Consider the following 20,405-nt stretch of genomic DNA (forward strand, 5'->3'; position numbering starts at 1 on the left):
GCAGCTACTTAATGCAAACTTTTTCCTGATTTTTACCCTCAAACCCTGTCTTGGATTACAATATCAGCCTTGCTATTAATAGTTGAAATCCCTACTATCTCTATACATTACGTATTTAAAAATTTGACCATTTTGGGCAAGGTTACATTAACAAGGTAGATTGATGTTAAAACAGTGTATTTTTGGGCTGCTCCTATCAGCCGCCACTTTCATTAGCTATGCAGAAGAAGCGCCTACAAGCGACAACGGAAACACCGCATACATAGTCGACAACCTCTATACCTTTATGCATTCAGGCCCGAGTAAAAACTACCGTATTTTGGGGTCAGTTGATGCAGGTACTCAAATTACCTTGTTATCAGAAGAAGATAATGGTTATTTTAAAATTCGCGACGACAAAGACCGCGAAGGCTGGGTAGAAACGAAGTTTATCAGCGAGAACGCCGGTATCCATCAGCAATTTCAAGCTCTGAATAACGACATGACCTTGATGCAAGAGCAATTACGCCAAGCAGAAATTGAACTACCGCAATTACAAGAACAAAACAGAACCCTCACTGAGCAAAACCAAGCGCTAAGCGAACAAATTGAAAAACTAAAAAGCACCATAGAATCTGAGCGCAACGTGAAACAATTAGCCAGTGCCAAAGAAAAACGCCAACTATTAACTTACGGCGGCGCTATTGCATTTATTGGTTTATTACTTGGTATTATTTTAACGATTATGCTTTCACGCCGTAAACGTTATGATGGTTGGGCGTAATAATAGCAACCCGCAATAATAGTTAATCATTTTTAGGGATTGATTAAGCGAGTGGGTATAACCCAGCAAAAAATCTTCATAAAAAAAGCACCGTTTGGTGCTTTTTTTGTTTAGATATCGAATCTTAAACCGCTATCTTGTTTTATCTTTTCGATCACCATATAGGTGTGGTGCGTACCAACACCGGGAATATCAACCAAATCACCCAAAACTTGGCGATATTCGTCCATATCAGAGACTCGCACTTTTAATAGGTAATCGTATCCGCCTGCCACCATGTCGCACTCGACCACTTGTGGAATATTTAAAATATATTCTCTGAACACTTTAAACACTGAGGTATTTGAGGTCACTAACGACACTTGCACATGAGCCAACAAACTTTGATTAAGCTTGGCTTCGCTTAACTTTGCATAATACCCCTCAATGTAGCCCTCTTGCTCTAAGCGCTTAACACGGTCAAGACATGGACTCGGACTCAAATTCACCTGTTTTGCCAGGTTAACGTTCGATATTCTGCCATTTTTTTGCAGAGCGTCTAAAATTGCTAAATCGATACGATCTAACATGCGTAATCTATTCGGGTTAGTCATAACAGAATTTTATGCGGCTAAGTTAACGGTATGCCCTGTAAATTATCGTAAATCGAAAAATATAACCAGCATATTCTGCTGGATTTTAATTAGAATGCACGGATTATATCAATGGTAAGAAATACTTTTAGTTTATTTCTAGACTCCACATACCAGAGGGTTACATATGCTATTTAATGGCGATTTGACAACTGAATGTCCAATTAGACAAAAGATCCGCGACTTTTACCGTATAGATGAAAATGCGGTTATCGATCACATTTTGCCTTTGGCTGAAGTAGGCGTTAAAGCCCGTAGCCGAGCGTGGGAACGTGCTCGTCAAATGGTTTTAAATATCCGTCGCGACCAAGATGGTCAAAGCGGTGTCGATGCACTGTTAAACGAATTCTCACTATCGAGTGAAGAAGGCGTTGTTTTAATGTGTTTAGCAGAAGCATTACTACGTGTTCCAGATAAGGCAACGCAAGACTCGCTTATCCGTGACAAGCTTGCCAAGGGTGATTGGAGTTCGCATTTAGGTAGCAGTGACTCTTTATTCGTAAACGCCTCATCTTGGGGTCTGTTAGTAACGGGTAAAATGGTTAACTACAGCGACAAATCTAAAGAGCAACAATTTGGTGTGCTTAAGAAAACCATTGGTCGTTTAGGTGAACCGGTTATTCGTAAATCTGTGAACTTCGCGATGAAGATCATGGGTAAGCAGTTCGTAATGGGTCGTACCATTGACGAAGCAATTGAACGTGCTGCTGATAAAGAACAAAAAGGCTACGTATACTCATACGATATGCTAGGTGAAGGCGCGCGCACCATGAAAGATGCTGAGCGTTATTTCCAAAGCTACATGACAGCCATTCATGCAATTGGTAAAGCTGCAAATGGTCGCGGTCCAATAAAGAGCCCGGGTATTTCAGTGAAAATTTCTGCGATTCATCCACGTTACGAGTTCACGCATCGTGAACGTGTTATGGCTGAAATCGTACCAAAACTAAAAGAACTTGCACTTGCAGCTAAAAGCTACGATATCGGCTTTACGGTTGATGCTGAAGAAGCTGACCGTTTAGATATTTCTTTAGATATTATCGAAGCGGTATTCAGTGATGAAGAACTGGGTAACTGGCAAGGTTTCGGTTTAGCAGTTCAAGCCTACCAAAAACGCGCTATTTTCGTTGTTGAGTGGGTTGCAGACCTTGCACGCCGTGTTGGCCGCAAATTAATGGTTCGTCTTGTAAAAGGCGCATACTGGGATACCGAAATCAAAACCACACAACAAGATGGTTTAGATCACTACCCTGTATTTACCCGTAAAGCGACTACCGACGTATCATACAAAGCCTGTGCGATTAAACTGCTTGAAGCACGCGATGTTCTGTATCCGCAATTTGCAACACACAATGCTTATACAGCAGCGACGATTTTAGAAGTTGCAAAAGGCGATCACGAAGGCTTCGAATTCCAACGTTTACACGGTATGGGTGAATCACTGTTCGACCAAATCGTTGAACAAGAAAAAATTCAGTGTCGTGTATACGCACCCGTAGGTCAGCATGAAGACTTACTTGCATACTTAGTACGTCGTTTATTAGAAAACGGCGCTAACTCATCGTTTGTTAACGCGATTGTTGATACCACTCAACCAGTTGAAGCACTGTTACCAGACCCAGTTGAAACACTGCAAGGGTTGCGTAATAAGTACAACACGCAAATCAAGATGCCTATCGATTTATACGGTGACGAGCGAGCGAACTCAAAAGGCATGGATTTAACTGACATCAATGCCATTACACCATTTAAAGAAAACCTAGACACCTGGTTTGCAGAAAATCGCATTGAGTTAAATGATGTACCAGAAGGTTCAATTGCAGTTAAAAACCCTGCGAACCACAAAGAAATCATTGGTCATGTGAAACTACAATCATCTGATGAGATGACTGCGCTTCTTGAAAATGCTGAAAAAGCGTTTGAATCATGGTCACAAACACCGGTTAAAGAACGTGCTAACTTACTTCGCCGCATCGCTGATATTTTAGAGCGTCACCACGATGAACTCGTCGCTCTTTGTATTAAAGAAGCGGGTAAAGTGGCGCAAGATGGCATTGATGAAGTGCGTGAAGCCGTTGATTTCTGCCGTTATTACGCTGCTCGTGCTGAAGAGTTATCTGAAGATGAGCGTTTTGAAGCGCGTGGCGTGATCTTATGTATCAGCCCATGGAACTTCCCGCTTGCTATCTTCTTAGGCCAAGTTGCTGCTGCTATCGTAACGGGTAACACGGTGATTGCAAAACCAGCTGAGCAAACAAGTTTAATTGCGCTTCGTACAATTGACCTTATGTTATCTGTTGGCTTACCTGAGCATGTTGTACAACCTGTTATTGCACGTGGTAGCGAAGTAGGTAAGACAATTGTACCTGATGAGCGTATTCAAGCTGTGATGTTCACAGGTTCAACTGAAACAGGCACAATCATCTCGCAAACACTGGCTGCACGTAACGACATTCAAGTGCCGTTAATTGCAGAAACAGGTGGTCAAAACTGTATGATCGTTGACTCAACAGCGCTTCCTGAGCAAGTTGTTGATGATGTGATCAGCTCTGGCTTCCAAAGTGCGGGTCAACGTTGTTCTGCATTACGTGTTTTATTCTTACAAGAAGATATTGCTGATGGCATCATTGAGATGATCAAAGGCGCATTAAAAGAGCTTCATGTTGGCGACCCTTCATTACTTTCGACTGACATTGGTCCTGTAATTGACGAAAAAGCACTGAAAAACTTAAACGAACACGTTGAATACTTAAAAGGTAATGCAACACTTCATTACGAGTGTGCAATTCCTGATAACAACGAAAATGGCGCTTATTTCTTCGCACCGCGTTTATATGAAATTAAAGACCTTTCAGTACTTAAACGCGAAGTATTTGGTCCATGTGTGCACATTATTCGTTTCAAAGGCTCAGAGCTTGATAATGTGATTGATCAAATCAATGGCACTGGCTTCGGTCTAACAATGGGTATTCACTCACGTATTGAAGAGCGTTGTGAATACTTAGCAAAAATGTCTCGTGCAGGTAATGTGTACGTAAACCGTAACATGATTGGTGCAATTGTTGGTGTGCAACCATTTGGTGGTCGTGGCCTTTCAGGTACTGGCCCTAAAGCAGGTGGTCCTAACTACTTACAACGTCTTGTGAAAGAAAAAGCGTCACCTGATAACGTACAAATGACGAACCTATCACCTGATGAGCTAGACACTCATCATTATTCAGGTGCGGCTGAGCAAGTTGCTAAGCTAATGGAAAACTCATTACGCGATGAAAAAATCTGGCGTGCAACACCGTTAAACGACCGCGTTTCTGCGGTACGTCAGTTGTTAGCAAAAGTCGCTACTGTCGAAATTATCGACGAGCTTGCTGATGACTTAGCATTAACATTAGCCGATGCACGTGCGCAGCTTAACCGCCTTGAAAAGCACATGCGTAAACACACTGTATTACCTGGACCAACAGGTGAATCTAATACGCTTCACCTTGAGCCTCGTGGTTGTGTTGTGTGTTATGCCGATAAGAGTACTTCATTTAACTTCTGGGCGATTTCAATTATCACAGCACTTGCTGCGGGTAACACAGTCATCACCGTTGCATCTGAACTGTTCTACGAAGAAGCGGTTGCTTTCAAAGACAAGTTTATTTCAACAGGTATCGCCGAAGGTGTATTCCAAGTTGCTAAGCCTAACCAGTTACAAGCTATCTTGGCACACCCTCACCTTGCCGGTGCGGTTGTAGCAGCTCGCTCATCACGTTTAGGCTATTTCAGCCAACAGTTAGCACAACGTAAAGGGGCGATTCTGCCAGTGATTAGCTCTGAGTACTACGATACGTTAATCAAGCGCTTACTGACTGAAAAAACAATCAGTATCGATACAACAGCGTCAGGTGGTAATACATCACTGATGACGCTTGTTGAAGATGATGAGTAAACAGCGCATAAAAGTTAACTAACTTTGCTGTTATAAAATCTAAAAGCCCCTGTACCTAACAGGGGCTTTTTTATACCCAGATAAAATAGCCTAACATTAAGAAAAACAACCACTTTATAGACGAAAAGCTGCACCAATTTCAAAATTATCACCTTTATTATTATTTACTAGAAGACAAATTATCTGCTAGGTTAAAGGTAATGTATTTAACTTGAAGTAAAGGCCTTGAAAACTCTCCCTATTGATCAACTTAAGCCCGGTATGTTTGTACAAAGCGTTACAAAACAGACAGGCAAAATCCGCATTAAAAACCAAGGATGGGTGAAGACTCAGGGAGGTATCGATAAACTAGCTAAAGCGGGTATCTTAGAAGTCGTTATCGACCCCGATAAAACGCTCACAATGAGCAGTGACAATAAAGTGGAAGAGCAGCAAAACACTTCGCCGCCAGAGCCGCAAACCGTCGCCCATAACCCTTGGCATACATCGCATAGCGTGTCTGCAGAAATGGCCAAAGCGAATAGTTTATACAACGAAGCAAAATCACTCCAAAGCAAAGCATTTAATGATATTCGTACTGGTAATAAAATTGATATTGCGCCATTTCAAGAATTGGCCAGTGGCTTTATGGACTCCGTTTTCCGTAATCAAGATGCCCTTGCCTGCATTACCAGAATGCGCGAAAAAGACGCCTATTTACTCGAACACTCAATTAACGTTTCAATTCTTATTAGCATTTTTGCCAAACACTTAGGCATCGATAAAAGCATCATTCAAGAAATAGCGACAGGTGCCCTACTGCATGATATTGGCAAAATAAAAATACCTGATGAAATACTCAATAAGCCAGGCAAGTTAACAGACGAAGAATATCAAATCATTCAAGACCATGCCCGTTTCAGCAAAGAAATATTAGAACAATCAGGCCTCAGTGGCATCGCAGTTGAAATTGCGGGTTTCCATCATGAGCGATTAGATGGCAGCGGCTACCCATTCGGTAAGCATGGTGATGAATTAAGCCTGTACGTTCGTATGGCGTCGATTGTTGATGTATATGACGCACTCACCGCAGAGCGAGTCTATAAAGCCGGTATGGAGCCAATTAAAGCATTTAAAATTCTAAAAGATGGCTGCCCAGATAGTTTTGATGGCGACCTTGTGACGAAATTTATTCAATGTATCGGTATTCACCCTGTCGGCACCTTGGTGAAACTTGAAAGCCAAAAGCTTGCCGTGGTTACACGAAGTAACCCAAGCAGCCCATTAAAACCCGTGGTAAAAGTGTTTTATAACGCCAAGCATGCACACTATACCGAAGTGCAAGATATTGATTTAGCAAATAACCGTTGTCACGATAGCTTAGAAGCAGCAGTCAGACCCAATGACTTTAATGTCGATCTGATCCGCTTCTTCAAAAACTCAATTTTGCCATAACCACTATTTTTAAATATAAGACTGGCTACTCTGGCCAGTCTTGCAGTGCTTTTAACGTAAACTCGTAACCGTCGTAACTAAATAAACTTTGCTCAGGTGTGATTTCTATCACATTGAGTACGCCAATATTATCGCCTTCATACAATTCACGACCATTTATCTTTATCCAACGTTTAGAGGCTTCAGAGGCATAAATGTGCGCCTGATACTTAATTGTTGGGATCAAGCTTTGCAGCGAGTCAGGCAGCAGTTCGACAGGCTCTGCGTATGATGAGTTTTTAGTACTGCGCGTTATATCAGCCACATGCTTATTATCGACATCTTGCACTGCTCTCTCGAAGGCACTTTTTAAGTTATTAGGCACGTCGTTAAATTCGTCATCAACCACGGTTTGGTTGACTTGCGATGGGCTTTGATCATTTAGCGGCTTACCCAGCACCTTGTATTTGCTCATGTCAATGTCTCGACTGCTCATTTGCTGCGGTGTCATTTGTTGCATTTGCATTGGCTGCGAAAATTGTGGTTGCTGAGGCTGATAAATTGGCTGATTTTGATACACAGGCTGTTGATAAACAGGTTGCCCTTGATAACCTTGATTAGCATAAACAGGCACGGTATTAACGGGTACTTGCACCCATTGATATTGCTGCCCTTGCACAGGAACTTGCTGCATCATTTGCTGCTGAGGTGCGACTGTAACAGGCACTTGGCCCATATTATTCGCAGTATTGTTAACAGGCGGATTGGCCTGTGTATTGGCAGCTTGCGGAACGGCTTTTGCGGGTGCCTCCTCTGTTACAGGTACATTATTTGTATCTGTTGTCGCTAAAGTCTCTGTCGCTTGTGAAGAATTTTGTGTCTCTTCAGCACTGTTACTAGTAACTTGCTTTTGCGCAAAAGGTTCATTTTTTTGCAGCCATTTACCAATAGAAAAGCCTGCCATCAGCGTTAAAATAACCGCTAGTAATAACCCAAACGAAAAAGCAAGACGGCGATAACGGGTTAATTCTTGTTGTTGTTTAAGCTGCAGAGCAGCGTGGTCATGATCAATCGCTGTTTGCTCGTGTTGACCAGATTGTTTAATTGCATCTAAAAGTAATGACATAAATGATCACTCGTTATATTAGGTAAGATAAACCAATACCCATACCCAATACGGCTAAAAATGAAACAGGATAAAGCCAAACATAACTTGGCTCTTTGTTCGCAGTTGACGAAATAGGCGCACTGCTTGGCGGTAAAGCTTCAACTGCTGAGCGCATGACAAGCTCACTATCAATGCTCAGCTTTTGCTGTGAAAAAGCCCCGACTAAGCAGCGCTCACACAATAAATTAATAAGCCTTGGCACCCCTTCTGTTACTTGGTAAATCGCTTTTAAGGCATCAGCAGAAAAGAGCGCTTGTTCAGTGCCTGCTTTGAGTAAACGGTGTTTAACATAAGCAAACACTTGGCCTTCGCTAAGCGGTAATAAGTGGTAACGCGCCGTTATACGTTGAGCAAGTTGTCTAAGTTCGGTGCGTTTTAATAGCTCTTGTAGCTCAGGCTGCCCAACTAACACTATTTGTAGTAACTTTTTATGGTCTGTTTCTATATTCGTCAATAAGCGTAATTGCTCAAGCACATCGGGAGCCAGCAATTGTGCTTCATCGATAATTAAGATGGTATGACCGCCTGCTAAATTATTCGCCTCAAGATGCTTTTTAATCACATCTGTTAAGGTTTTTAATGTGGCATTTTCGCTGTCATAGTCAATCTTAAGTTCGTCGCAAATACTGGCTAGCAATTCAAGTTGAGACAATGCCGGGTTGTGAATTTGTGCGACTTGCGTGTTTTCAGGTAACTGCTCTTGCAGACTTCTGGTTAATGTTGTTTTACCTGTTCCCACTTCGCCGGTTAAAAGTACAAAACCGCCGGCTTCACCTAGTCCATAAGTAAGGTGCGCTAAGGCCTCTTTATGACGCTCACTAAGAAATAAATATTCAGGATTAGGGGCAATCGAAAAAGGTTTTTCTGACAAGCCAAAATAGCTTAAATACACCGTGATGTTCCTTGCGTTTAAAATCACGGCCTATAATGGCAAAAAACTACGCGACTTAAAACCTTGTTCGTACGTTATACTAAAATTACTTTAAGATAAAAAACACGGCCCCGAATAAAGCGCCTGTTTTTTGGAGTTTGGGTATCGCTGGCAAATAACGTAAAATACCGAAAAGGTAAAAATAATAGGTGTACTATGCAGGTTTATTTGGTCGGTGGCGCTGTAAGAGACGCACTGTTAGGTCGTGAAGTAAAAGAACGCGACTACGTTGTCGTAGGTGCAACTCCCGAGCAACTAATTAAACAAGGCTACCAACAAGTCGGCAAAGACTTTCCTGTTTTTTTGCACCCAAAAACAAAAGAAGAATATGCACTTGCCCGAACTGAGCGGAAACAAGGCCAAGGTTATACGGGATTTATCTGCGATTTCACGCCCGATGTCACTTTAGAACAAGACTTAATCCGCCGAGACCTAACTGTTAATGCGATAGCGCAAGCCGAAGATGGCACATTAGTTGACCCTTTTGGTGGGCAAAGCGATATCGAGAACCGTTTATTACGCCATGTTTCAGATGCGTTTTCTGAAGATCCGTTACGTATTTTACGAGTCGCCCGATTTGCTGCTCGTTATCATTACTTAGGCTTTTCTATTGCGCCAGAAACAGAACGTTTGCTTATTGCGATGGTAAAAGCAGGCGAGCTTGAAACACTCACAGCGGAACGAGTTTGGTTAGAATGCGAAAAATCTCTTAGTGATGGCGCATTTGCAGAGTTTTTAAATACTCTCTTTAAAATTGGAGGCTTACATGTGATCAGCCCCACGTTAGAATCGCAGTGGAGTGATGCATTGTATCAAACGATGCAAGCGCGCTTTGATTATGCCAACAAGCACTCTATTACAGACACAGCATTACTTTTTAGCCAAGTGACACTCTCGCTAACAGAATCTGATATTCACACAATCGCACAGCAGATCCGTCTACCAAATGAAGTGCGTGATGTTGCTCTTAACACTGTTGCTCATCGTTCAATATTGTCTGACAAGCAGCCGGATTGTGACGCACTGCTAGGCTGTTTTAACCGACTTGATTTATGGCGTCGTCCTGAGCGTTTAAACGCCGTACTCAAGGCGTTAGAAATAAGTGAACAAAAGCCAGTGGCATGTATAACACAACTACACCAAGTGACTGAACAGGCAAGCGCTGTCGATCCACAGCAATTTATCGCCCAAGGAATTAAAGGGGCCGACATAAAAACCGCGCTTGAAAACGCGCGGCTATCTATCATTAAAAATTATTTTTCATAACGTACGAGTCGCAGAAATACATCGGATTCTTTAGCGTGAAGACTGTTTATGCCTTTATCAAACTGATAAACCCAAGCAAGGTCTGTTCGCTCTTTTCCTGATGTACTGCTCCAGTAATTTTGCAGCTTAGTAGCAAGAAAGACACTTTCGTTAATACTCGGCTGCACGCATCGATGCTCTAAAATGCTGGCTAACTCTTTTACATTAGGCACATGCCAATCAGAAAAACCGGCAAGACGCGTATTCTTTGCACCGCGTAATGCTTCACCCCAGGTTAGCTGCTGGCTGGTGCCTTCACATGTTGCCGTTGCACTATTGTAAGTTTGTCCAAAGCTACAACGTTGCCACATTAAGCCTGTTTCTACATCACTTACCGTGCCATTTTCGTTAATGACAAAGCGGCTGTCTGGGGTCGTTTGCGTTACCGCATCGTAGCAAACCTGCGCCATAGCAAATGTAGGCTGTGTTGCCAGTAAGGCAACCGATGCATAGAAAGATAGTTTACGCATATTATTCTCCCGGTGTTCTTACTAAACGGACAAAGGCGGTTTTCCCTTTCGGATAGGCCAAGTCGTTTGCGCTACTCATATCAATAATATATGCCTGCGACAAACTGGTACCATCCACAGCGGTTTGTGATGTCCAATACGGCATAAACGGGTTGCCATCATCGCTTAGCTGAATATTGCTTGGCTGATTTGGAAAAAACTCACTGTTGAGTAAGCTTACTTCACCTTGTTTAGCGTAATCCAGTATTCCCAGAAGTTCGGTATAGGTAGGAACACGCCAATTAGTGCCGCCGCAAAAATCAATCGCATTCACTTCATTCACATACGTTTGTAAACCACACGCGGTGTTACTTGGGCATGTTGAGTTTGCTGCACCTTGAACACTGCCCGTTTGTACCCCGTTATTACTATTTAAATACCACGTATAATGATTTGTTGCTGCACGGTTAGTGGTTGCCGGTGGCAGTGTGGCACTTGCCGCTTTTACTTCCCAAATTAAGCCTGTCACGTTATCGCGTACACAACTAAAGTTTGCTGCGTCGTCTGGCAGCTCATCCGCAAATTCATTTAATTTTGTAAAATCAAATGCCAAGTCACCTTGGCCTACTTTATCAAGTTGATTAGCAACACTGTCACGCCCTAAATCTGCATCTTGAGCTGGGAAGTTATCACTTTTGCAGTTAATTTTTTGCGTGTTGTTATAGCAGTCGCTCATGCCCGTATCATTTATAAGGCCGAGGGGTTTAGGGCTGATACCAATCACTACCGTATCTGTATCACTGCGCGATTTACTGTCGGTGACGGTAACCTCAAAACTAAGTTCTGTGTCGGTATCAACATCAGGGGCAATGAATGTGGTGATACATTGATTTTGATTTGCAAGGGTGACTATTTCACCCGTTAGTTGTTCCCAATAGCACTGCTTGGTTGCAGTCACAATTTCACTGTTACTTGCATCAAGCGTAACGGTATCAAACTCTATAACTTGCTGATCTTCCCCAGCGTTAGCAATGATTACTTCAAGGGTTTTATTAAGCGTAAATGACTGTTCAGAGCTTGCAGAGCCCCCTTCATCATCGGTCACTGTTAGTCGCCATGTCATTGACGTGTTTGATTCTAGCAGCGGGTGAGTAAAGCTAATCGTTTGATTATTAAAGCTATCAACGGTTAAATCTGGGCCCGAAAGCTGAGTCCATAAGTAACTGTCTATCGAACCATTTTCATCAATATCGACAGACTCTTCACCACTGAGCACAATAGTATCATTGTATTTTGAGGGCAGTTCTTGCGGTGCAGTTTGCGTGATCACGGCAACAGGCAGCTGGTTATTAGAGGTAATGAATATGCTTACTTCATCACTGACTAACTGACCATCACCCGTTTGATAATTAACTTTAAGTACGAGCTCTGAGTCTCGCTTAATATCAGGGGCAGTGAGAGTTTGCTCAGCACCTTCTGCTGGGAACCCCTCTACAACAGGGCCACTTACTCGTTGCCACGTAAATGTTCCATCAGCAGGCGAGCCCTTAGCCAATAATGTAAACTCGCTTTTTTCAATAATTTGCTGATCAGCTCCAGCATTAACTGTCGCAGCGATTGGTGTTGTGTCACTCGACCCACCGCCCCCACAGGCTGTGAGTGTCGTTAATGCAACAACTACAAGAGGCACTAATCTCATGTTTACCACCTTAAAATGCAACGTTGGCTTTATAACCAACTGCCAAATAAGAAGATAACTAGCAAGTAAAGTGCCAAGAACACCCTAAATTATAAGTAACTTTCTTGATGAATACGCACAAACAATTTAGTGCCAATTTTACTGTAATCTATCTTATATTCTCGGCCATCAAGGGCTTGAATGAACAATAGACGTTTTTCTTCTGCAAAAACATCAGGGCTGGTGATGTAAACCATTTCGAGGTAACGCTCTTTTGCTTCACGACGGTTTTTTGGCAGATCTTCTTTAAACGGTTCAAGACCATTTTGTGTCACTTTTATACGTGGGTGGTTTTCGCCATTCACAATTACTAAGTCGAGTTTTTTATCTTTATGAATAATTGTGTTTCGACCACTTTTAATAAAAGAACGTTCTTGACTCATAGCCTTTTCCTACTTACTGCCACCTAATTACTTACATCTTTCTGTAAACGAGTATTGATAAATTCACTAGGGTTTAATTTCCAACGATTCAAATCTGCACTGAATTGCCAAATATCAGTATCAAGTGCATTGGCAGGCAACAATAAATCGTACCCTGTCAATTGCCTCAAATGCTGCGTACGATTAGCAAACATGGCAATCAATCCTTTGTAAAGCTGACCACTAGGGGCAGTGTAGTCCGTCTCTTCAACTAACCATTCTGATGGGCAATTGCCATTTTTGCAATGTTTTTGAACAACTTGCATAAATATATGACGTTGTTCTATTAATAATCGCCCTGCAATTCGTGGGTGAATCTGAGTTAAAAATTCATCTATGTTATTGAGTTTAATACCAACTGCGTTTAACTCAAGGTATTCTAAGCCTTGTTCCACTTTCGGGACACCACTGTGGTGAAAGTTTTCTCGTTTTAATTGCCAATGCCCAACTTTATGATGATATATAAGCAACTGATTAGTATAGGTAAAGCTATAATAAGGCTCTTGTGTTTTTAAAAAGCCGACAAATATAGCAGCAAGGCAGCTACTGACTAAAAAAATTTCCACTATACTAATCTCACCGGGACGTAGCAGGTTAAACAGCATAATGAATACAAGCCCAATGCCTCCGACCAATAAAAACTCAATACCATGTCGCGAAGCCTGTGCCCGTACCTTTAAAATCGCGTTTTTGTTATCCATACACTGAAAAGTAAAAAATAAACATTACAATTGTGACCAAAACAATCTTTCTAAGCGTTAAACAATACGGACACTTGGTTTGTTTACTCATACTTACACCTCTCTTCTCATAACAATTAAGGAACAAATGCGCTGAACTTTTAACTTTTACGCCAAATGCACAAATATATGAGATACCTGACATACGGGGCACGTACTAATTTTGTACACTACACTCAACTAATTTTCTGGTAACACGATGATGTATTCGACACAATCTGGTAAAGCGCTTTTTCCTTTTATTATTACCCTTTTGCTAGGGTTATGTATTTATTTATATTTACCTTCAAGCCAAGGCGAGCAAAGCAACTTTGGAGACCGTTCAACCCAGGTTGTCGCACATACCGTCACGGCTGAAGAAAATGCCGTTTTAATCGAAGCGATAGGCAGCGCGCGCGCGAATCAAGCGATCTTCATTCGCAGTGCACAAAACGACTATGTGACTGATATATTTTTCAATGATGGCGATTTAGTAAGTAAAGGTCAAAAACTAGTTCAGTTACAAGCACAACAAGAAGAATTAGCAGTAAAAGAATTAAGTATCAATTTACGTGAAGAAAAACGCCAACTAGACCGCTTAACCGAACTATCACGTTCGCAAGCAACCGCTAAATCGTTACTTGAAGAGCAATTGTCTCGTGTAGATGCCACCGAAGCTCAGCTTGAAAGCGCCAAAACTAAACTAGCAGAAATGACCATTAAAGCGCCTTTTTCAGGCTTATTAGGTAAGCGTGAAATCTCGATAGGTACTTATGTTAATAGCACCAGCAATATTACCACTCTCGATGATATCAGTATTATAAAAGTGGACTTTAAAGTTCCTGAAAAATACCTTGCGCAACTGCAGCTAGGCATGAAAGTCATGACTCAAAATGATGCTTACCCAGGAAAAACCTTTAACGGCAAAGTCACGCACATCAGCTCACGCATTGACTCGGTTACTCGCAGTGTTGAAGTGACGGCCAGTTTTACCAATTCAAGCGGTTTATTACGCCCTGGTATGCTGTTAAACACCGCATTACAACTGAGTTCAAACCAAGCACTCATGGTGCCTGAAAAAGCGGTAATCCCTCAGCAAGATAAACACTATGTATTCAAAATTGAAGACGGGGTTGCCAATAAAGTTGAAGTACATGTAGCGGGACGTCATAACGGGTGGGTTGCCATCGATAAGGGTCTAACAGATGGTCAACAAGTCGTGACTGAAGGCATTATCAAAATTCGCACTGGCAGCAAAGTTAGTATCAAGGGCTAAACCATGAAAATTACAGATACTAGCGTTAAACGTCCGGTCTTTGCGATCGTAATAAACTTACTGTTACTTACCTTTGGTCTCGTCGCTTTTTCGATGCTTCCACTGCGTGAATACCCAGATATTGAAACCCCGATTGTGAGTGTAAGCACATCGTATACTGGGGCCAGTGCAGAAATTATTGAAACCAAAATAACCCAAGTGCTCGAAAATCGTATTTCGGGTATTGAAGGGATTAAAAGCATTAATTCGTCAAGCCGTAATGGCCGCTCAAACATCACCATTGAGTTTAATATCAGTCGCGATATCGATGCCGCATCAAACGATGTGCGTGAGCGTGTAGCACGTGCGCTTGATAGCCTACCAGAACAAGTACGCCCACCTGAGGTGTCAAAATCGAACAGCGATGAAAGTCCAATCGCTTGGTTTGTCCTTAATAGTTCGACAATGGATTCGTTGCAACTTTCTGACTACGCACAGCGTTTTATTGTTGACCGTTTAGCCGTAGTTGATGGTGTGTCGAATGTACGTGTCGGTGGTGAGCGTAAGTACGCCATGAAAATTTGGCTAAACCGCAAGGCCATGGCGGCGCGCGGGATCACCAGCAGCGATATCGAGAATACCTTACGCACAGAAAACGTTGAACTGCCCGCTGGTGAGATTGAATCGATTGACCGTGATTTTACTGTGCGTACAGCACGCAGCTATAAGGATCAACGCGACTTTAGAAACTTGGTTATTAAACGGGGCGACGACGGCTACTTAGTGCGCCTAGGTGAAGTGGCCGATGTGCATTTAGAAGCCGCTGACGACGAAAGTTTATTCCGTGGTAATGGCCGTAACATGATTGGTTTAGGCATTGTAAAACAAGCAAAAGCGAATACCCTTACGGTGGTAGACAATGCCCGCGCCGAACTTGAGAAAATAAAACGTAACCTACCTGAAGGCACCACGATTCAAGACAGCTACGACTCGTCAGTGTTCATCAAAGAATCGATTAACGAAGTGTACCGCACACTCGCTATTTCAATGGCCTTGGTTGTCTTAGTTATCTACTTATTCTTGGGGAGTATTCGCGCGACTTTAGTGCCCGCAGTTACTGTTCCTGTGGCACTCGTTGGTAGCTTTATGTTCTTGCTTGCCATGGGATACTCAATCAACTTGCTTACCCTACTCGCTTTAGTGTTAGCTATTGGTTTAGTGGTCGACGATGCCATTGTAATGCTTGAAAACATTCACCGCCGTATAGAGCTTGGTGAGCCACCTTTACTTGCTGCCTTTCGTGGGGCACGTGAAGTAGGCTTTGCCATTATTGCCACCACGCTGGTGCTTATTTCAGTGTTTGTGCCACTGGTCTTTATGGATGGCCGTATTGGCGCATTGTTCACAGAATTTGCCATGGCAGTGAGTGCGGCTGTGTTTTTCTCAAGTATTACCGCGCTAACCTTGTCACCAGCGTTGTGCTCAAAGGTACTTAAAGCCTCTGAAAAAGAAAGTAAATTTAGCCAATGGATGGATAAAACATTTGCCAAAATTGAACAGGCGTATCGTAATTCACTAGCATCAAACATGAGTCGAAAATGGAGCTTGTTGCTCACCATGATCATGACAGGCGTTGCCAGCTTCATGCTATTTCAGCAAATTCCTTCGGAACTGACGCCAAAAGAAGACCGCGGTACTTTCTTTATCATGATGAGCGGCCCTGAAGGGGCAAGTTACGAAAATAACGCCGCTAATATGGCTAAAATCGAAGAGCGTTTAATGCCATATTCAGAGTCTGGTGAGTTGAGCCGTGTGCTCATTCGTGTACCTGGCTGGGGCGGCCAAGGGGGTGTTGCAATCGTTGGTATGGCCGATTGGGATAAACGAAAACGCTCAACATGGGAAGTGATCGATGAAATTAGTGGAAAAATGCAAGAAGTGACTGACATTCGTGCCTTTGCTATTATGCGCAGTGGTATTGGTGGCGGTGGCTCATCACGCCCAATTGAATTCGTATTACAAGGTAACGATTACGACCAATTAGCCGATTGGCGTGACCGCATTATTAAGCGTGCTGAGAAAAACCCAGGCCTTGTGCGCATTGACCACGACTATAAAGAGACATTCCCACAGTTTTTAATCAATATCGATAAAAACAAAGCCGCTGATTTAGGCGTGTCTGTATCCGATGTAGGCCGCACTCTTGAAACCATGCTAGGTCAACGTCGAGTGACAACCTTTATCGACCGTGGTGAAGAGTACGACGTAATTCTAAAAGGGACCAAAGAAGACTTTGCTAACCCGACGGATATCTCAAATATCTACTTAAAATCACGTAGTGGTGAACTCGTGCCGCTAGATAGCCTCATTACGCTAAAAGAAGAAGCGACTGCATCACGTTTAAATCGCTACAACCGTATGCGTGCGATTACTCTTAGCGCCAACTTAGCTGATGGCTACACCTTAGAAGAAGCACTGAACTTTTTAAATCAGGTTGCCGCTGAAGAGAACGACATTGATGGCGCCATTGATTACAAAGGTGAGTCTCAGCTGTTTTACGAAGGTGCATCAGCGATGACCTATGTGTTCATCCTTGCGCTGACAGTGACGTTCTTAGTACTTGCAGCCCAGTTTGAAAGTTTTATTCACCCACTGGTGATCATGCTAACCGTGCCACTCGGTCTAGTTGGGGCCTTATTTGGTTTATGGTACACAGACTTAACGCTAAATATTTACAGCCAGATTGGTATTGTGATGCTAATAGGTTTAAGTGCTAAAAATGGTATCTTGATTGTTGAATTTGCAAACCAGCTACGAGATAAAGGCGTTGAGTTTAACGAAGCCATTACACAAGCCGCTACGCAGCGTTTACGTCCCATCATTATGACCTCATTAACAACCGTAATGAGCTCTGTACCGCTAGTACTCGCAAGTGGTCCGGGTGCAGAAAGCCGTATGGTAATTGGTGTTGTGGTATTCACCGGCGTAATTGTGGCAACCTTACTCACCTTGTTTGTTGTGCCCGCTGCGTATACTGCCTTTGCGCGTAATACACAGTCACCAGAGTACTTACAAAGTAAACTGGAACAACAAGCGAAAGACAAACCGTTAGAAGAAATTTAGACGCTCTGTAGCTTTTAACAAAACGCCGTCTTTACGGCGTTTTGTTTTTTCAGCTATAGTCAGCAAAACAGTGAGGGAGTAAAACATGAATAACAACATACAAATAGCCACATTGGGTGGTGGCTGCTTTTGGTGTATTGATGCCGCATTCAGACGCGTCAAAGGCGTATTAAATGTAAGCTCTGGTTATGCTGGCGGCGAGATTGAAAACCCCAGTTATCAGCAGATTTGTACGGGGTTAACCGGACACGCCGAGGTCGTACAACTGGACTTTGATAGCAGCATTATTAGCTACAATACCTTACTTGAAATGTTTTTTACGCTGCACGATGCGACACAATTAAACCGCCAAGGTAATGATGTTGGCACACAATACCGCAGTGTCATTTATTATCATGATGAACAGCAAAAAGATGAAGCAGAGGCGATGATAGCAGCCTTACAAAAACAAATTCGTGAGCCGATTGTCACCGAGCTGAGCCCGCTTACACACTTTTACCCAGCAGAGCAATACCATCAAGATTACTATAACGAAAACCCGAACCAAGGTTATTGCAGTATTCTTATTGCCCCTAAACTTGAAAAGTTCGCTCGTTATTACGCCGATCAATTAAAATGAAAAAAGCCCGCTAAGTAGGTAGCGAGCTTTTAGACGCAGAACTAATAATTTCCTTTATTATTAGAACTGATAACGGGCACCTACAAATAAGCGACGCTCTGGCGTATTGTAGTAATAAACGTCGTTGATGAAATCACCATCGAGATCTTTCCCATACGCATCAACGGCGTTATATTCTCTATCGAATAGATTTTCTACGCGAAGTGACACGGTCAGGTTATCGGTTGCTTGGTAATGGCCCACAAGGTTCCATAACGTGTATGAAGGTAAGTGTGTCAGTTTGCCATCTCGATCACCGCGATATTGCATATCAATACCAGCATCAAAGTCGCCCCATGCTTTATGTAATGACCAATTCACGCTGTGTTTAGATACATAGGTCAATGCATTACCTGTTTCAGTATCCTCTGCTGATAGGTAGGTAAAATTGAAGCTGTGATCAAAACCTAGCACTTGGTTTTTAAAGCTAAATTCAACCCCTTCGTGGCGAGCTTGATTGATATTCGTTGGTTGCCAAGCGCCGGATGCATTTGGTGCCCAGGCAATTTTGTTATCTATTTCACTGCGGAAAATAGCGATATCTAGGCTGATATCATTCACATTAAGTGATAAACCTAACTCTTGGTTATCTGATGTTTCAGGATTGAGTTCTGGGTTACCAGAGCCGGGATAATACAGATCATTAAAGGTTGGTGACTTAAAGCCGGTGCTTTGGCTTAAGCGGAATGTCGCGATATCATTTAGATGATAACCGACCGCTGCCGTATAGGTTGTTTCGTCACCAAATTGTTGGTCATCATCTTGTCGTACAGTCAGATTTGCCAGCACGTGCTCATCATCGTAGTAAGCCCCAACAAACGCAGCGAATACCTCACGACTGTCTTTTAGATAAGTGCCAGAATTAGTATTTACTTCATCTTTATACCAGTTTAAACCACCGCTAATTGTTAAACTTTGATTTAAAAAATATTGGCCGTTGTAATCGATTTGCTCACGTTCTGTCTCAAACTTATCAACCACCGTTGCACCGGTGTAGTCGATACGCGAGTCATCTGAACTGTCGCTAGAGATTGCAATATCAATCGCATGGGCGTGTTTTTCGAATGCTTTTTTCCAACCTAATGAAGCTTGGTAGTTTTCGAACTCACCTTTTTCTACTGTACTATCAGCAGGACTAAAAGAGCTATCGTATTGCGCTTCACCTTCTGAGTACTGACCCTGTAATAAAAGCTCCCCTAGTCGCTCATTTTGATAGCCTAGGTTAAAACCAAGGTTTTTATTTTCATAGCCATCTTCATCAGGTGCTACACCTTGCAATACATCAAAGCCGTCTGTTTTTTCGTAACCTGCATTAACAGAAATATCGACATCTGCAATCTGACCACCAGTAGCCACTTGGTACTCTTGGTAAGAATCTGAACCAAAGGTGACATCCAAAGTGGTATTTTGTGCTTTACGAGTAATAATATTGATCACACCCGCTAACGCATCTGAGCCATACACAGCAGCACGAGAACCCTTAATGACCTCAACGCGTTCAATACTGTTTAACGGAATATTGCTAATACTTTTATAGCCCAGCGTTGCCGAACCTGTGCGTACACCATCAATTAAAATAAGCGTATGACGTGAGCTGGCACCCCGAAGTGAAACACCTGAACTTTGCCCAAAACCACCATTAGCATTAATTTGGAAACCGGCTTGTGTTGCCAGTAAACTAGGTAAGTCGCGAACATAGCTTGCATCGATATCAGCACGGTCAATGACTGTAACGCTCGCTAAGACTTCATTAATAGATTGTTCGAATTTATTGGCAGTCACTGTGATGTGCTCGATTGATTGCTCATCCGCAGACACAGAAAAAGACAACGCAGCAGCAACCGCTACGCCTAACGTAGATTTATTTAGCATGATATCCCCTAGCCTGTGCCCACCGC

General features: G+C 42.6%; 15 protein-coding genes. 7 read left to right on the forward strand and 8 right to left on the reverse strand.

Annotated features, from left to right (window positions below):
• Positions 1–163: 163 nt before the first annotated feature.
• On the forward strand, positions 164–763 hold the full coding sequence (locus JIG41_RS19870; RefSeq protein WP_036970833.1) for a TIGR04211 family SH3 domain-containing protein: 600 nt from the start codon (positions 164–166) through the stop codon (positions 761–763).
• A gap of 110 nt (positions 764–873) precedes the next feature.
• Here the strand turns inward: JIG41_RS19870 and JIG41_RS19875 are convergent, their stop codons facing one another.
• On the reverse strand, positions 874–1,356 hold the full coding sequence (locus JIG41_RS19875) for a winged helix-turn-helix transcriptional regulator (protein ID WP_036970835.1): 483 nt from the start codon (positions 1,354–1,356) through the stop codon (positions 874–876).
• Between the two features lie 166 nt (positions 1,357–1,522).
• Here JIG41_RS19875 and putA point away from each other — a divergent pair, with 166 nt between their 5' ends.
• Both putA and JIG41_RS19885 read left to right on the forward strand, forming a co-directional pair.
• The gene (putA, locus tag JIG41_RS19880) at positions 1,523–5,326 is read left to right on the forward strand and encodes a bifunctional proline dehydrogenase/L-glutamate gamma-semialdehyde dehydrogenase PutA (RefSeq protein ID WP_036970837.1); all 3,804 of its coding nucleotides are present in this window, start codon (positions 1,523–1,525) and stop codon (positions 5,324–5,326) included.
• A 225-nt stretch (positions 5,327–5,551) separates the two neighbouring features.
• Positions 5,552–6,760: an HD-GYP domain-containing protein gene (locus JIG41_RS19885; protein WP_065978031.1), complete on the forward strand. Its 1,209-nt coding sequence runs from the start codon at positions 5,552–5,554 to the stop codon at positions 6,758–6,760.
• A gap of 25 nt (positions 6,761–6,785) precedes the next feature.
• Here the strand turns inward: JIG41_RS19885 and JIG41_RS19890 are convergent, their stop codons facing one another.
• Positions 6,786–7,865 (reverse strand): general secretion pathway protein GspB, encoded by a 1,080-nt coding sequence (locus JIG41_RS19890; RefSeq protein WP_196857598.1) that lies wholly within the window; start codon positions 7,863–7,865, stop codon positions 6,786–6,788.
• A gap of 13 nt (positions 7,866–7,878) precedes the next feature.
• Positions 7,879–8,799 (reverse strand): ExeA family protein, encoded by a 921-nt coding sequence (locus JIG41_RS19895; RefSeq protein WP_036970843.1) that lies wholly within the window; start codon positions 8,797–8,799, stop codon positions 7,879–7,881.
• A gap of 195 nt (positions 8,800–8,994) precedes the next feature.
• Here JIG41_RS19895 and JIG41_RS19900 point away from each other — a divergent pair, with 195 nt between their 5' ends.
• Positions 8,995–10,104, forward strand: a complete 1,110-nt coding sequence (locus tag JIG41_RS19900; protein ID WP_036970846.1) for a tRNA nucleotidyltransferase — start codon at positions 8,995–8,997, stop codon at positions 10,102–10,104.
• Here the strand turns inward: JIG41_RS19900 and JIG41_RS19905 are convergent.
• From JIG41_RS19905 to JIG41_RS19920, 4 genes are all read right to left on the reverse strand, one after another.
• Positions 10,092–10,553 carry a DUF1566 domain-containing protein gene (locus JIG41_RS19905; protein ID WP_227006851.1) on the reverse strand — a complete coding sequence of 154 codons (462 nt, stop codon included), beginning with the start codon at positions 10,551–10,553 and terminating at the stop codon, positions 10,092–10,094. The two genes, JIG41_RS19900 and JIG41_RS19905, sit on opposite strands and share 13 nt — an antisense overlap.
• A 61-nt stretch (positions 10,554–10,614) precedes the next feature.
• On the reverse strand, positions 10,615–12,291 hold the full coding sequence (locus tag JIG41_RS19910) for a DUF1566 domain-containing protein (protein ID WP_036970850.1): 1,677 nt from the start codon (positions 12,289–12,291) through the stop codon (positions 10,615–10,617).
• Positions 12,292–12,380: 89 nt separating this feature from the next.
• Positions 12,381–12,713: a hypothetical protein gene (locus tag JIG41_RS19915; RefSeq protein WP_074988863.1), complete on the reverse strand. Its 333-nt coding sequence runs from the start codon at positions 12,711–12,713 to the stop codon at positions 12,381–12,383.
• Positions 12,714–12,736: 23 nt separating this feature from the next.
• Positions 12,737–13,453, reverse strand: a complete 717-nt coding sequence (locus JIG41_RS19920) for a DUF2982 domain-containing protein (protein ID WP_036970855.1) — start codon at positions 13,451–13,453, stop codon at positions 12,737–12,739.
• A 241-nt stretch (positions 13,454–13,694) separates the two neighbouring features.
• Here JIG41_RS19920 and JIG41_RS19925 point away from each other — a divergent pair, with 241 nt between their 5' ends.
• The 3 genes from JIG41_RS19925 to msrA all read left to right on the forward strand — a co-directional run bounded on the left by JIG41_RS19925 (position 13,695) and on the right by msrA (position 18,468).
• Positions 13,695–14,747, forward strand: coding sequence for an efflux RND transporter periplasmic adaptor subunit (locus JIG41_RS19925; RefSeq protein ID WP_199525340.1), 1,053 nt, complete (start codon positions 13,695–13,697; stop codon positions 14,745–14,747).
• Positions 14,748–14,750: 3 nt separating this feature from the next.
• Positions 14,751–17,849: an efflux RND transporter permease subunit gene (locus tag JIG41_RS19930; protein ID WP_065978026.1), complete on the forward strand. Its 3,099-nt coding sequence runs from the start codon at positions 14,751–14,753 to the stop codon at positions 17,847–17,849.
• Between the two features lie 85 nt (positions 17,850–17,934).
• Positions 17,935–18,468, forward strand: coding sequence for a peptide-methionine (S)-S-oxide reductase MsrA (gene msrA, locus JIG41_RS19935; RefSeq protein ID WP_199525327.1), 534 nt, complete (start codon positions 17,935–17,937; stop codon positions 18,466–18,468).
• Between the two features lie 60 nt (positions 18,469–18,528).
• Here msrA and JIG41_RS19940 read toward each other — a convergent pair whose 3' ends face one another.
• The gene (locus JIG41_RS19940; protein WP_199525328.1) at positions 18,529–20,379 is read right to left on the reverse strand and encodes a TonB-dependent receptor domain-containing protein; all 1,851 of its coding nucleotides are present in this window, start codon (positions 20,377–20,379) and stop codon (positions 18,529–18,531) included.
• Positions 20,380–20,405: the final 26 nt, after the last annotated feature.

Origin of the sequence: Pseudoalteromonas sp. bablab_jr011, from assembly GCF_016464045.1 — a bacterium.
Lineage (GTDB): Bacteria > Pseudomonadota > Gammaproteobacteria > Enterobacterales > Alteromonadaceae > Pseudoalteromonas > Pseudoalteromonas lipolytica.